The organism is Variovorax sp. Root411 (assembly GCF_001425205.1).
Taxonomy (GTDB): domain Bacteria; phylum Pseudomonadota; class Gammaproteobacteria; order Burkholderiales; family Burkholderiaceae_C; genus Variovorax.
Genome location: NZ_LMDW01000001.1, coordinates 1,281,799 through 1,295,860, shown reverse-complemented (window position 1 = coordinate 1,295,860; position 14,062 = coordinate 1,281,799). Strand labels below are relative to the sequence as shown.

12 protein-coding genes are annotated in these 14,062 nt (G+C 65.5%); 5 read left to right on the top strand and 7 right to left on the bottom strand.

Annotated features, from left to right (window positions below; all coding sequences use genetic code 11):
- Window positions 1–134 precede the first annotated feature (134 nt).
- Window positions 135–2,198, bottom strand: a complete 2,064-nt coding sequence (locus ASC92_RS06020; RefSeq protein WP_056511611.1) for a ParB/RepB/Spo0J family partition protein — start codon at window positions 2,196–2,198, stop codon at window positions 135–137.
- A gap of 87 nt (window positions 2,199–2,285) precedes the next feature.
- Entirely contained in the window at window positions 2,286–3,113 is an 828-nt protein-coding gene (locus ASC92_RS06015) for a DUF932 domain-containing protein (RefSeq protein ID WP_056511608.1), read from the bottom strand.
- Between the two features lie 544 nt (window positions 3,114–3,657).
- Here ASC92_RS06015 and ASC92_RS06010 point away from each other — a divergent pair.
- A complete protein-coding gene (locus tag ASC92_RS06010) occupies window positions 3,658–4,470 on the top strand; it encodes an NYN domain-containing protein (RefSeq protein ID WP_056511606.1) in 813 nt (270 codons plus the stop codon).
- Window positions 4,471–4,779: 309 nt separating this feature from the next.
- Here the strand turns inward: ASC92_RS06010 and ASC92_RS06005 are convergent, their stop codons facing one another.
- From ASC92_RS06005 to ASC92_RS05990, 4 genes are read right to left on the bottom strand one after another with little or no spacing between them, the layout of a single operon-like run.
- On the bottom strand, window positions 4,780–5,637 hold the full coding sequence (locus ASC92_RS06005) for a fumarylacetoacetate hydrolase family protein (protein WP_056511604.1): 858 nt from the start codon (window positions 5,635–5,637) through the stop codon (window positions 4,780–4,782).
- 49 nt (window positions 5,638–5,686) lie between these two features.
- Complete coding sequence (locus ASC92_RS06000; RefSeq protein WP_056511602.1) at window positions 5,687–6,424, bottom strand: IclR family transcriptional regulator; 738 nt, start codon at window positions 6,422–6,424, stop codon at window positions 5,687–5,689.
- A gap of 33 nt (window positions 6,425–6,457) precedes the next feature.
- Window positions 6,458–7,984 carry a bifunctional 3-(3-hydroxy-phenyl)propionate/3-hydroxycinnamic acid hydroxylase gene (locus tag ASC92_RS05995; protein WP_056511599.1) on the bottom strand — a complete coding sequence of 509 codons (1,527 nt, stop codon included), beginning with the start codon at window positions 7,982–7,984 and terminating at the stop codon, window positions 6,458–6,460.
- A gap of 19 nt (window positions 7,985–8,003) precedes the next feature.
- Entirely contained in the window at window positions 8,004–8,561 is a 558-nt protein-coding gene (locus ASC92_RS05990) for a VOC family protein (RefSeq protein WP_056511596.1), read from the bottom strand.
- A 148-nt stretch (window positions 8,562–8,709) separates the two neighbouring features.
- Between ASC92_RS05990 and ASC92_RS05985 the strand changes: the two genes are divergently transcribed.
- Window positions 8,710–9,699: a Bug family tripartite tricarboxylate transporter substrate binding protein gene (locus ASC92_RS05985; protein WP_082519488.1), complete on the top strand. Its 990-nt coding sequence runs from the start codon at window positions 8,710–8,712 to the stop codon at window positions 9,697–9,699.
- A gap of 253 nt (window positions 9,700–9,952) precedes the next feature.
- Here ASC92_RS05985 and ASC92_RS05980 read toward each other — a convergent pair whose 3' ends face one another.
- Window positions 9,953–10,588, bottom strand: coding sequence for a TetR/AcrR family transcriptional regulator (locus tag ASC92_RS05980; protein ID WP_162245700.1), 636 nt, complete (start codon window positions 10,586–10,588; stop codon window positions 9,953–9,955).
- 115 nt (window positions 10,589–10,703) lie between these two features.
- On the opposite strand from ASC92_RS05980, the gene ASC92_RS05975 reads away from it, so the two are divergent.
- From ASC92_RS05975 to ASC92_RS05965, 3 genes are read left to right on the top strand one after another with little or no spacing between them, the layout of a single operon-like run.
- Entirely contained in the window at window positions 10,704–12,464 is a 1,761-nt protein-coding gene (locus ASC92_RS05975; RefSeq protein ID WP_056511587.1) for an FAD-dependent monooxygenase, read from the top strand.
- A complete protein-coding gene (locus ASC92_RS05970) occupies window positions 12,461–13,015 on the top strand; it encodes a VOC family protein (RefSeq protein ID WP_056511584.1) in 555 nt (184 codons plus the stop codon). Before ASC92_RS05975 ends, ASC92_RS05970 begins: the two co-directional genes overlap by 4 nt.
- Before the next feature lie 33 nt (window positions 13,016–13,048).
- Window positions 13,049–14,062 (top strand): ABC transporter substrate-binding protein, encoded by a 1,014-nt coding sequence (locus tag ASC92_RS05965; RefSeq protein ID WP_056511581.1) that lies wholly within the window; start codon window positions 13,049–13,051, stop codon window positions 14,060–14,062.

The following is a 14,062-nucleotide window of genomic DNA, read 5'->3' as shown; positions in this document are numbered from 1 at the left end:
CTCCGCCCTTCGGCGGAGCGCACTTCCGGAAGGTCTCAGCGGCGCAGCCGCTGGATGTCAAAACGCGCGCGGCACACCTGCCGCGCGCGTCGCGCCAATTCAAGAAGCCCCCGCCCGAAGGCCGGGGCTCATGCTCACGCGGTAGCGTGTTCGCCCTCGTGGACTTCCGCCTCGACAGCGCCCTTGCCCTCTGCATCGGCACAGGCCCCATTCTCCGGCGCGGCCTGCGTTTCCGCTTCGACTGCGGCAGCAGCCTCCTGCCCGCGGAACATCACAGGCAACCACCCCGACCCCGCCGCCAGCCGCTCGGCCTCGCTGGCAATCTCGGCCTTCTTGAGCTTGCCCAGCCGGTTGACCTGATCGGGCGCGAACGACTGCACCGCTTCCAATGCCTTGGCTTTCGAGACATGCTCGAAGTAGCCCGTAGCAGTCGGCGTCCACCAGTCGTGCATGTCGAGGTTGACCGCCCGCGCCAGCTTGGCGGCGGGGACTTCCTCTTCATTCGAGGCCAGCACGTTGACCGTGCAGGCCACGCACACAGCCAGCAGCGACAGCAATTCCTGCTGCGGGAAGGCCAGCAGTTCGGCAAACAACGCGTCTGGGCCCTCGGGCAGGCGATCAGCCCATGCCTGCCTCACCTTCCGCAAACCCACTGCCGCCGGTGCCTCGCCCATGTCCGGCGCATGCAACCCCAGCCCATCCTGCGGCGTGGCGCTGACGTCAACGGGCGAGCCTCCCGAGCCATAACTGTCCACGATCACGCGCAGCGCAAGGCGATGCACCAAGGCCACCAAAGCGACCTGCGGATGCCGTGCCACCTCGGCCTGCAAGGCGGCGGTGCGGTGCGCGCTCAGGCGCTTCGCCAGCTTCTCCGAGATACCGGGCTTGGCCGGTATCTCGGCACTGGCGTCCGAGCTATCGCCCGCCCCGCCCTCCTCATGCCGTGCCTGTTCCCGCAACGCCTTGGCCGGTTCCTCACGCAGCAAGCCGCGATGCACGACCACGCCGCCCATGTGATCGACCGACACCACCGCCCCGGCCAAAGCCACCACGGCGGGCGGGTACTCGACCAGCTTCTGCTCGATGGCGTCCAGCTCGTTGCCGAGTTCGTCCATTTCCTCCTGCAGCGTCTGCGCCTGCTCGTCGGCCATGTCCTCGTTCTCGTCGTCCAGGCGCTCCTGCAGCTTCGCCTGCTGCTCTTCCAGCTTGGCGATGCGCTTGGCTTCGGTCTTGCCGGGTTCACGGCGCGTGCTGCGCGCCCGCTGGAACTGGTACAGGTCGGAGGACGTGGCACGCGGTGCGGCATCCACCCACGCCCACCCCTCGGCTCGCACCTGTTCGGCTACAGGCGCGAGCTTGTCCCGCGCCAGCGCATCCAGCAGTGCACCGTCGGTCAGGAAGACACCGCTGCGCTCATCCGCGAACAGGTCGCGGCGCACCCCGCCGCCCGCCTGCTCGTAGGCGTCTGCCCCCACGAAACGCGCCACCGCATCGCGGCTGGCGTCGATTTCCTCGCTGGTCAGGTGGTCGCGCAACGCCTCGGGGCTGCGCTGCCACTGCGGCGACTCATAGAACGCAGCTTCCTGCGCCGCATGGTCATCGGTTATGGCCAGCGCCATCAACTGCTCCAGCGTCACGGCCTGCATCCCGAAGTCCGCCAGCAACCGGGGCGAGACGTTGGCAAGCTTCAGGCGCCGCTGCACCACGAGGGGCGTCACGCCGAAGTCAGCCGCGATGTCCTCCACCGGACGGCCCTCGGCCACGAGGTCTTTCCACGCGAACAGTTCCTCGATGGGCGACATGGCTTCGCGCTGCACGTTCTCGGTCAGGCTCACGGTGCGCGCCGCGTCATCCAGCACCAGCAGGCAATGCACTTCGTGGTCTCTCGCCAGCTTGCGGCGCTTGGCCAGCAGCTTGAGCGCAGCCAAGCGCCGCCGACCCGCGACTACCTCGTAGTGCTCGCCATCAGGCGCGGCCACCACGGTGAGGTTTTGCAGCAGCCCCACGCGGGCGATGCTTGAGGCCAGTTCGGGAATCGAGGTGCCGCCGCTCTTGCGCACGTTGCGGCTCGAAGGCCGGAGTTTGGACAGCGGGATCAGCAGCAGTTGCTGCGAGGCCGCGACGGCGGAAGCGCCGACCGTGGCAACTGCCACGGCTGTTGCGATGGCGGTGGTTTCTTCAAAGGTAGCGGTGTTCATGGTGTAGCTCCAATCGGAAATGTGGAAAAACAGACAGACGTAAAACTGGGAAATGAATGGAGGGGCTGCATGCCCCTCCGGAAGGGCTCAGGCCTTGAGCTGGCGCATGCCATCGGCCAGCAGCCACAGGGCGCGGTTCAGGCGCAGGTTCTGGTCAATGCCCTGCACGGGCCGCGTGCTCTGGCGGCGTCCGTTGGCGGCGCGGGCACGCAGGCCGCCCTTGATGAGGTTTTCTTGCGTGCGGTTGAATACGCTCCACAGGTCACGGCGCTCGTCGTCCGTCCGGCGCGGCGTCAGAAGTTGCGCTTGCGTGATGGGCGCGGGCTTTTCCGGGTCGTCGTACTTGAGGATCAGCGCAGCACGCGCGAACACCTCCGCTTCCCCGGCGTCCAGCGTGACCGCCCGCATGGATTCGCGCGAGGCCTGCGCCTGTCCGAAGCCCTCCAGCACGGCATAGGCGCCTTCGATCACGTGGCCTGCCACATCGCCCTTGTGGGGTACGCGCACATCGGCCACAGTGTCACCGCACACCAGCCCATTGCTGCACACGAAGCGGAACATGCCCGCCAGCATCTGGTAGCTGCTGGTCCCATCATGGGAGTTCTGCAGGATGATTTCGTTGGCCTCGTGGCCATTGATCTGGCTGGCATGGCGCAGCCGGATCATGTGCTTGGTGAAGTCGCGCCGTCCTTCCTGCCGCACGCGGGTCTGGCACACCATGAAGGGCTCGAAGCCCTCCCCTCTCAACTCCCGCAGCACGGTGGCCGTGGGGATGTAGCTGTAGCGTTCCGAGCGGCTGCCGTGCGGGGCCTGCCCAAAGATGGACGGGGCCACGGTCCGTATCTGGTCATCCGACAAGGGATGTTCCGAGCGCAGCACCGGCGAGTGGTTGGCGAAACGGGATGCAAGTTGCATGGTGATTTCTCCTGACGAAGTTGGCTGTTGAAAAAGCATCACCGGATTCCTAGATTCAGAGCCCTCTTCGGGTCTTCCGGTGGGGTCGGCACGAAGAACCCGGTTGGCCTCGTTGCCACCGTCTTTCCTGAGTTCATCGCCCGCGGCCAAAAGAGCGCGCGCAGGGGCGCCGTCAAGGAAGAAGCGACAGGGGTGGTGCGGCCCGCAGCCGCAGGCGAGGACACGGCCTGGCGCGCCTTGACAGCGCCCCGGCGTGCGCTACGGTCGCGGACAAGGTGATGAGGGAAGGAAAGATGGCTGGACAGGCAATGGCCGCCTTCGTCGCGGACACCACGCAAGCGAAGCGCGCAGGCCCGGATCAGCGAGCCGGGCCGAAGGCGTCAACCGAGCGGAGCGAGGGAACGATGGAAGCCCCAAGGGGCGAGACGCCAAGGGTGGCTCGATGCGCAAGCACGACAGCGCGGCCGGCCATACCTCCATGGCCGGAGACGCCCGGAATCAGCTACTGTTGCGAGCAATTCAACCCAGCAACGCAAAACCCCGGATGAGCACCACCCCAACGACAACAGAAACGCGTGTGGCCGTCCTGGTCGACTGCGACAACGTGCCGCCCGACATCCTCGAGCACGCGCTGCGCATGGTGGCCCAGTTCGGCCGCGTCGTTCTGCGCCGCGGCTACGGCAACCAGGGCACGCTGGCCAACAAGTGGCAGGACGCCCTGGTGCGCCTGGCCTTCACCCCCTGCCTGCAGTACCAGTACGCCGCCGGCAAGAACACTGCCGACATCGCCCTGGCGCTGGACGCGCTGGAAGCGCTCTTCGACAAGCGCGCCGACACCTTCTGCCTGGTCACCAGCGATTCCGACTTTGCCTATCTGTGTCGCAAGCTGCGCGAGCGCGGCGCCACCGTGTGCATCGTCGGCGAGCCCAAGACACCCGACGCCCTGCGCAATGCCAGCGACCAGTTCTTCGAATGGGTGCGTCCCGAGCCTCCGGCGGAAGCGGCCACCGCGGCTGCGCCGAAGGCCACCGCGAAGACGGAGCCGCTCAAGGCCGAGTCGCCGAAGCAGGAACCGCCCAAGCCCGCGCCGAAGCGCCGGCCGCGCTTCCTCGTCGAGGCCTTGGCGCTGCTGGCCAGCGACACCTCCGAAGGCAAGGTCGGTCTGGGGGTCCTGGGCCAGTACCTCAAGCGCACCGACCCCGCCTTCTCGCCCCAGACCTACGGCCACTCGGGACTGCTGAACATGGTCAGGACCTACGATCTGCTGGTCTCCCAGCAGGAGCAAGGTGGCCATTGGTCGGTGAGCTTGATGCCGAAGGCCGAGGGCTCCGCCGACGCCGAGGTGCCGCGCGCATGAGGCGCACATCGACGCAAAGGCCCGACGGCCCTTGCATCAAGACCATGCGTGACCGGGAAAGTCACGGCCCGTCTGGCGGGACGAAGAGAGCATTCATGTGCCTCCAGATTTCGCTTCGACGGATGTCGGAAAACTGTCTGCGCTGAAGGATGAGCCGTCGATCAATGATGCACGTGAGGTTATCTTGTCACCAGGGGCAGAGCCCAGCACGGGGCGCGACACCCGATAGCTTCATATCCTCTCGGCACCGGCACGGTACCGAGATTTCGCGTTGTGCACCTCGCACCGGTGAAGATTCGATCTATGGCGTCACTCGGCGCGAATGCCGTTGCTCAGAGTCCCGATGGAATCGACCTCGATCTCCACCACATCGCCCGCCTTCATCCAAACGGGCGGCGTGCGCTTGGCGCCCACGCCACCGGGCGTGCCGGTGACGATCACGTCGCCCGGAGCCAGTGGCATAAAGGCGGAGATGTGCGCGATCTGCCGCGGAATGCTGTGGATGAGCTTGTCGGTGGTGGTGCGTTGCATCTCCTGGCCGTTCAAGCGCGTGATGAGCGTCATGACCTGGTTGTCCTGGATCTCGTCGCGCGTGACCATCCACGGGCCAAAACCACCGGTGCGCCAGAAATTCTTGCCGGCGGTCCACTGCGGGGTGGCGGTCTGCCAGTCGCGGATGCTGCCGTCGTTGTAGCAGGCGTAGCCGGCGATGTGGTTCCACGCGTCGGCTTCGGCGATGCGCCGTCCGCCCCGGCCGATGACGATGGCGATCTCACCCTCGTAGTCGAGCTTGCTCGATTCCGGCGGCAGCACGATGTCGTCGCCATGCGCCACCTGCGACTCCGCCACGCGCAGGAAGAGGGTGGGCTGCTCGGTGATTTCACGACCGGTCTCTCGCACATGCTCGCCGTAGTTGAGTCCCACGCAAACGATCTTGCCGGGGTTGGGGATCACCGGCAGCAGTTGAACTTCGCTCAGCGGCAATGTTGCGTCGGCATTCGCAATCGACGTGGCGGCTTCGTCCAGCAGGCCAGCGGCAATCAGCGCCTTCAAGTCCGTCGCGCGGCTGCCGAAGACGCTTCGCAGGTCGGCAACGCGGTCTGCGCGGTCGCCTGTCACCGCGCCGTAGCTGTCGATGCCGTTGTGTTGGTAGCTGATGAGTTTCATGGTTTGTCCGTGAGGCCCGCGAGGGCACGTGGTGGTTGTGGGAATAGGTTTACGCCAGGCGACCTCCAATGCGCGACGCGCCTTCGGTGATCAGGTGAACGATCTTGTCGAGATCGACGATGGACAGGCGCGAGGTGTCGAAGACCAGCGAGACGGCGCCCCATGCGCCCCCGTCGGCCTTCAGGATGGGCGCGGCCACGGCCGCGAGTTGCGGCTCGAGTTCGCCGATCGACACGTAGTGGCCCGCCTTGCGGATCGCCGCGTAGTGCCGGCGAAACTCGCTCCACTCGGCGGGCAGCCCGCAGCGCACGAGCTCGTCGTGGCGGACATCGAAGACCTTGCGCAACTGCGCCGGCGCGAACGTGGCCAGCAGCACCTTGGGCGCGCCGCCCTGGAACAGAGGACGTGGCCTGCCGCGCCCATAGGCCAGCGCGGGCGGCGCACCGCCCATCTCGCGGTGCGTGTCCAGCACCTGCATGCCGAACAGGCCCGAGGTCACGCAGTCGAAGCCGGTGGCCGCCACCAGCTCGCGCATCACCGGGATGCCTTCGCGCAGCACCGGGTCGGCCTTGCGGATGTAGTGGTCGAGCAGGATGATGCGCGGCCCCAGCGCGTAGTGCGAGTCTTCCACGCGCTGCAGCAGGCCGGCCTCCAGCAGCAGCCGTACATAGCGGTAGCCTGTGGGCAGCGACACGTCGAGCGTGGCCGAGATGTCGTCCGCCGTACGTGTCAGGTGCGTGTCGTCGAACAGGTCGAGAACGCCCAGCATGCGGCCCAGGCTGGACATGGATTTTTCCGGCACGCGATTTCCTCCAGGATGTCATGGCGCGACGGGGAGGTGTTGCGAGATGCGATCCAGATCGTGCCCCGTGCGCGCGACGCCGACGATATATCGGTCGGGCCGCAGTATCACCGCTTGCGCTTCCTGGGCGTCGAGCCAGTCGCGCAGCGGCGCGTCGGGCTGGTCGATGACCATCGCGTCTGCGAGGCGCCAACGTTCGACGGTGGCGGGGGCGGCGGCCGCGAGCGCGGCGGGCCGGCCGATGACCGCGCTGCGGCGCCCCAGCAGTTCGTCCAGCAGCCGCCCGTCGTGCAGGCGCGGCTGCGGAAACGGGCGGCCCGCGGGCGAGCCGGGTTGCGCGTCGAAGGCGCCCGCCCCCAGCACCTGCGGCGGCAGCTCGAAGATCTCGGGACGGCCGGCGCGGAACTTCGCGTCGCGCTCGGCCGCGAGCGCGGGGTCGGTGGTCTGGATGATGTTGCCCAGCCGCACGGCCAGTTCGATGAGCGCGCGCACATGCGGCGCGCGCTCCGACTCGTAGGTGTCGAGCAGCGAATCGGGGGCTTGCCGCAGCAGCACCGCCTCCAGCTTCCACGCGAGGTTGGCCGCGTCGCGGATGCCCGCGCACATGCCCTGGCCGAGGAAGGGCGGCGTCTGGTGGCAGGCGTCGCCCGCCAGCAGCAGCCGGCCCTGGCGCCAGCCCTGTGCGATGACGGAGTGGAAGGTGTAGATGGCTGCGCGTTCCAGCCGCGCTTGCTCGGGCCGCACCCACGGCGCCACCAGGCGCCAGAGCGATGCTGGTTGCACCAGCGCCTCGCGGTCATCGCCGGGCAGCACCATGATTTCCCAGCGCCGCCGGTCGCCGACCACGTTGCAATAAGTCATGGGTCGTGCCGGGTCGCAGTGCTGCACCGTGTACGCGGGCAGGTCGACCGGCTGCCGCAGCACCACGTCGAACACCAGCCATGGCTGGCGCAGGCCGAGGTCGAGCATCGCGCTACCCATGTGCTGGCGCACCGGAGAGCGCGCGCCGTCGCAGCCGACGACGTAGCGCGCGCGCATGGTCGAGCCCTGGCCGGTGGTGGTATCGCGAACGTTCAGCGTGACGCCTGGCGCATTGTTTGCGTCAGATGCGTCGTGTGCATCGTGCGAGAGTCCGGTCACCTCGTGCCGCAACTTCACCTGCACGTTGAGAAAGCGTTCGAGCCCAGCGCGCAGCACCGCCTCTAGCTCCGGCTGGTGAAAGTAGTAGTTGTTGGCGCAGCCGTGCGGCCCCAGCGCGGCGCTGCCGCCACGAATGAGCATGGTTTCGCCCGCGCCGTTGACGAAGTGCATGCCCTGCTCACCGGGGCGCGCAATGGCCAGCGCCTGCTCGCGCAGTCCCACGCCTTGGAGGATGCGGAGTACCTCGCCGTCGAAGTGAATCGCACGCGGCAGCGGGAACACCCCGCCTTCTTTCTCCAGCACCAGCACCGACAGCCCCGCCGCGCCCAGCAGGTTGGCGAGCGTGGCACCGGTCGGTCCGAGCCCGACGATGGCCACATCGTGGCAAGGCATCGTTCGACCCATTTCAGCCGCCTTGACTGTTTCAGCCACGCTGGTCTTCCTCCATGCGGCACGCCACCTCGGCTTGCCATTGCGCACGGCTCATGAACCTTGGAAAGCGTTTTGCAATGGCCTCGGCGCGCGCCAGGATCACCTCGTCGGGCTGCGACAGGTCCACCGGCTCGCGCAGCGGCTGCTCGCAGTACCAGGGTGTGTCCATGAACAGCTCGAGCCGGTTGCCCTCCGGGTCGCGGCAGTAGACCGACACCGCGTTGCCGTGCGTCACCGGGTGCATGTCGTGCGCGCCTTCGGCCAGCAGCCGGTCATGAAACTGGCGCAACGTGGCGATGTCGGGCACGCGAAAGGAAATCTGGTTCACCACGTTGAAACCCGGCTCCGCCGGCCGGCCCGTGGCCAGCACCAGCTGGTGGTGCTCGCGCGGGTCGCGGCTCAAAAACACCAGCTGCACCGTGCCCAGGTCGCCCACGTCGGTCTGCGTGAAGCGCAGTGCCTGCTTGTAGAAGCGCGCCATGCGGGGCAGGTCCGTCACATAGAGGCCGATGTGGCTGAACTGCAGGTTCGACGGGGTGTTTTCTATCATTCGAATGTCTCCAGGCGATAAAGCGTGCCGTTGTACGGCCTCGGGTTGTTAAAATGATATTCGTATTCTCATATTTTGACAATACATATGTTTTTACTATCATTCCAGCCCGTGCATGCAGCACGCATTACCACCAGGAGACAAACCGATGAACGTTCAGAAGATGCCGGCGCGCCGTGGGCTCGCCCTTGTTGTCATGGCCGTGGCGGCCACGTGGGGCACGGGCGCGGCGGCCCAGGCCGACTACCCCAGCAAGGCGGTGCGCATCATTGCGCCGTTCCCCGCGGGCAGCGGGCCCGACGCCAACGCGCGCGAGATTGCCGCCGAACTCACGAAGATCTTCGGCCAGACCTTCTATGTGGAGAACCGCCCCGGCGCGTCGAACATCATCGGCACCGAGGTGGCCGCGAAGGCGCCCGCGGACGGCTACTCGCTGTACATCGGCACGACCAGTTCGCTGTCGGTGGTGCCGCACCTGTATTCGAAGCTGCCCTTCAATGCCGAGAAAGACTTCGCGCCGGTCAGCCTGCTGGGCGTGCTGAACACCGGCCTCATCGCCACGCCGGGCGTGGAGGCAAAAGACGCGCGCGCCCTCATCGCCATGCTCAAGGCCAAGCCCGATTCCATGGCCGTGGCCACCGCGGGCATCGGCAGCTACTCGCACCTGTCGGGCGTGTGGTTCAACAACGCCGCGGGCGTGAAGACCAACCTGGTGCCGTACAACAGCAGCAGCCCCTACACCGACCTGATCGCGGGCCAGGTGCAGCTCATGTTCGACGGCCTGCCCGCGGCGGCCGGCAACATCCACACCGGCAAGCTCAAGCTGCTAGCGATCACCGGCAAGGAGCGCGCGCCCAGCTTCCCCGACGTGCCCACCTTCGCGGAAGTGGGCCTGCCCGACTACGCACCCATCGCCTGGCAAGGCGTGCTCGCGCCCGCGGGCACGCCCAAGGCGGTGCTGGAAAAACTCAGCGCGGCCATGCAGAAGGCCTGCCAGTCGCCGGAGCTGGCGAAGAAGTGGCGCGACTACGGCGGCGAGCTGCGCTGCAACACGCCAGCGGAGTTCACTGCCTTCATCAACGCAGACCGCGCGATGTGGGGCAAGGTGATCCGCGAGGCAAGGATAAAGATTGACTAACTGACCGGGTTATCTCCCGGGCACAAAGCGCCACTCGCCTGCTGATCACCTACCGCTCGAGCGCTCACCCATTTGCATATCCTGAAGCCTTGGACTTCGTAGATGCCTGCTTCTGGGCACCAGCCAGCGTCTCGGGCCAGGTTGGCCAAGTGGCGCGTGCGGGTTGCGGCAGAGAAAGGTGTTGATGGCGCGTAGTTCAACTGGCATCCGGGATGGCACCGATATCGAGCCTCAGCTTGTTGCGGAGGTCGCACTAAACACCGCGATCGATCTCAACGGACAGCTCATCGGACGCCAAATGCTCAAGTTGCCGAAGCGTCAACTTCAAAACTTCCGACTCGCTCAACGCGCGGTCGGAAAGCCACGCCAAAACAAGTTGGTCATGAAATCCAATCCAGGCCCGCATGCATGCTCGAACCTTTTTGGTGGGTTCGGGTATTCCCAGGACTTCGCATAGTCGACCGATGGCTTGCTGGCGCGACGCCTCCCAAATCTCGGCGACCTCGGTGTTAATTGCAAGATTGTGGGACCGTGCCCTGAAGAGCGCATCGCCTTGCCGTTGCTTGACGGCCTTTAGATGTGCCCTCAGGAACGAGGCCACCTGTTCACGCGCGGTCCGTCCGCGAAACGAATGCTGCTGCGCTTCATTCATCCGCTGCGCCGCCGCCCTGCTGACCTCGGCATAAAGACCTTCCATCGATCCGAAGTGATGGAAGAGCAAACCGTGAGCAACGCCCGCCTCGCGAACGATCTCCGCGGCCGAGACGTCCGGAAATCCCTTGTTCGCAAAAAGGCGCTCCGCTGTTTCCAGGATTCGTTGCTTGCCCGAAGGCGGCCTCACGGGCACCTGCCGGTTAGAGGGACCAGGAGAAATCGCAGTGTCAGTCATCGTTTTGATCATATGTCTGCTCGGGCGCAAAGCCTTTGTGAGCCTCAGGGAAAACCAGCAATTGCAGATCGCGAATCATCGGCTTAGACTGACTGACAGTCAATCAATTAGGTAGATGCAAATCATGGCAAAGCAATCGGGAGACGCGACTGCTCCCAGCTACGAGGTTCTGATCGTCGGTGGCGGACCCTGTGGATTGGCAGCGGCTATCGCGCTGGGACGCTGCGGTGTACGCACGCTTCTCGTCGAAAAGCATCCATCGACGAGCTTTCATCCGCGCGGCCACGTCGTCAGCGCGAGGACGATGGAGATATTCAGAACTTGGGGCTTGGAGGACGCCGTTCGCGCCCGCGGCATTCCGCACGACCGGAACCAGGGCGTCGTGTTCGTTCGGTCGGTGGTGGGCGAGGTGATCGGCGATATCCAGACCTACGCCGACCGGCAGCGGAATCGACAGTTCGAAACCTACGGCCCGAGTGCGAAGACCTCGTGTCCGCAGGATGCGCTTGAGCCCATCCTGCGCCGCGCGGCTGAAGGCCAGGCCAGTGTGGACGTCTGCTTCGGGACCGTGCTGCAGGATCTGCGGCAAAACGCGCAGGGTGTCTCAGCGACGATCAGTTCGCGTGACGGCACGAGGCGGGACGTTCATGCACGCTACGCGATCGCGGCCGATGGCGCGCGTGGCACCGTTCGCGAGCAACTTGGCGTTCCTCTCAGTGGCGACGGCGCGCTCGGCAACCAGATCGGCGTCTATTTCGAGGCCGACCTATGGCCCTGGGTGGCGGACCGCCCTCACCTGCTCTGGTGGATCTACAACCAAACGACCGTCGGCGTGATGATTGCGCTGGATGGACGCCGTCGCTGGACGTACAACTTCGGCTACGACCCGACCAAGAACACGCCCGAGGACTTCACGCCCGAGCGCTGCGCCGACGTCGTCAGATCTGCCATCGGCGTCGATGACCTTCAGTTGCAGGTGAAGGACGTCCGTGTATGGCAGATGCAGGCCCGCGTCGCGGAGAAATTGCGTGTGGAGAGAATCTTCCTCGCAGGGGACGCCGCGCACCCTTTACCACCGACCGGCGGACAAGGCATGAACACGGCCATCGGTGATGTCCACAACCTTTGCTGGAAACTCGCCCTGGTCCTCAAAGGGGTAGCCGACGACAGTCTTCTCGACTCCTACGAAATCGAACGCCTGCCCGTGATTCGATTCAATGTGGCGCAAAGCGTGCGCAACGCCCGGAGCATGGAGGCCGCCGGACTGGGCGGGATCATGAGGACACACGAGGATTTCTGCGAGAGCGACATCGACCGAATGCGAGATGCCATTCCCGGACAGCGAGAGCACTTCGAGTATCACGGGCAGACTTTCGGCTACGCCTATCGTTCGGCGCTGGTTTTCGACGAGGGTCAATCGGCCGAGCCCGAGAACATCAATACCTACGACGCGACGGCAGCCCCCGGCGGACGGGCGCCCCACTGCTGGCTGAAGCTGCCGGAGGGCGGGCCGACGATCTCGACCGTGGACCTGTTCAAGGATCTGCGCTTCACTCTTCTCGCAGGGCGCGACGGACAGCCCTGGGCCGAAGCATTCACCAAGGCCGCGTCCGGCGCGGGCCTTCGATCGCAAGCGTTCGTCGTCGGCTCATGCGGCGACCTGCTCGACCACCTGGGCGCATTCCACGACCTCTACGGAATCTCTCCGCACGGCGCTGTGCTGGTCCGCCCGGACGGCCACGTGGCTTGGCGTGCCCGCGGTACTGCGCCTGACATCGACGAGGCGATGAACCGCGTGATCGGCGTGTTCGCATCGAATCAAGGCCGCCGCGTAGCGGCTCATCCATCACACCACCAACCGGAGGTATCCGCGTGAACCCATCTGCCGTCACCGCCGCAAGATCGCCGAGCCGACTTGCCCATATTGCGCTGCGCACCAACAGGATCGACGAACTCATCGGCTGGTATTGCAACGTCCTGGGTGCGCACGTGGCCCATGCGTCCGACAAGGTCGCGTTCCTGACCTATGACGACGAGCACCATCGCATCGCCTTGATCGGATTGCAGAACTACCCGGCGAAGGACGAGACCACCCGCGTGGGCCACTACCACACGGCCTTCGCCTACGACTCCCTGGCCGACCTGCTCGGCAACTTCGTGCGCCTGCGCGAACTTGGGATCGTTCCGTACCGGTCGATCAACCACGGGCCGACGGTCTCGTTCTATTACGCGGACCCCGAGGGCAACGAGATCGAGCTGCAGGTCGATAGCTTCCCCGACGCGGCAGCCGCCAACGCATGGATGCAGAGCGAGGCCTTCAGGCGCAACCCGATCGGCATCGAGTTCGACCCGGACCGCATGCTGCAGCAACTGCGCGAGGGCGTGCCGGAGGTCGAGCTCATGCGCCGCCCCGATTCGGTCCAGTAAAGCAGTCACGCAGCCAGCCCAAGGAGACAAAACATGCTCAGCACAAGACTGAAGAACACCGCGATCGTCGCGCTCATGGCTCTCGCGGCCGCAACGGCCACCGCCCAACCCGCCAAGGCGAAGTTGGTTCTTCCAGCGGTGTCCATCCTGTTCGCGCCGGTCTACATCGCGGAAGATGCCGGTTATTTCAAAAGCGCGGGTGTCGAGGTCGAACTCAGTCAGCTGGCAGGCCCTGCCGCGCTCAATGCGCTGATCGGCGGTAGCAGCGACTTCACCACAATCGCGGGGCTCATCCAGCTGCGAGCGGCCCAACGCGGCCAGAAGACGCTGGCGATCGCAGGGTTGCAGGAAAACGCGACCACCGAGATTGTGCTGTCGACCGCGACCGCCGAACGTCTATCCACCGCCAAGACACCGATCGACAGGACCCGCGTGCTCAAGGGCCTCACGCTGGCGGTGGACGCGGCGAATGGCCTGCCGCATGCCTATCTCCGTTATGTGGCACGGCAAGCGGGGCTCGATGCGGACCGCGACATTCGTCTGGTCTTCATCGCACCGCCCGGCATGGGTGCCGCGCTGCAAAACAAGGAGGTCGACGGGTTCGTCTTCTCCAGCCCTTTCACGCTCGATGCCGTGCGCAGGGGCGCCGCGCTCTGGATCAGCGGCCCTCGCAGAGATTTTCCGGATGTGAACCCGACCACCTACAACGTGCTGGTCGCGCGCGACGGCTTCTGCACGAGCGCCCCCGACATCTGCAAGAACATGTTGAGTGCGCTCAACAAGAGTCTCGCGCTCATTGCGAACGAACCCCAAAAAGCTCTTGCGTTGCTGACCAAGCGTTTCGACAAGATGGATCCCGAACTGCTCAAACAGGCATTCGAGAGCTTTCGACGCAACACGCCTGCGCGCGTGATGCCGATGGGCAAAGCGTTCGATCACACCGTGGACGTGATGTTCGGGCCGCAGGACGATAAGGTCGCACTGAAGGCCATTGCCAAGACGATCCATACCGACGAGTTCGTCCGCTCGGCCAAGCAGGTGGACTGA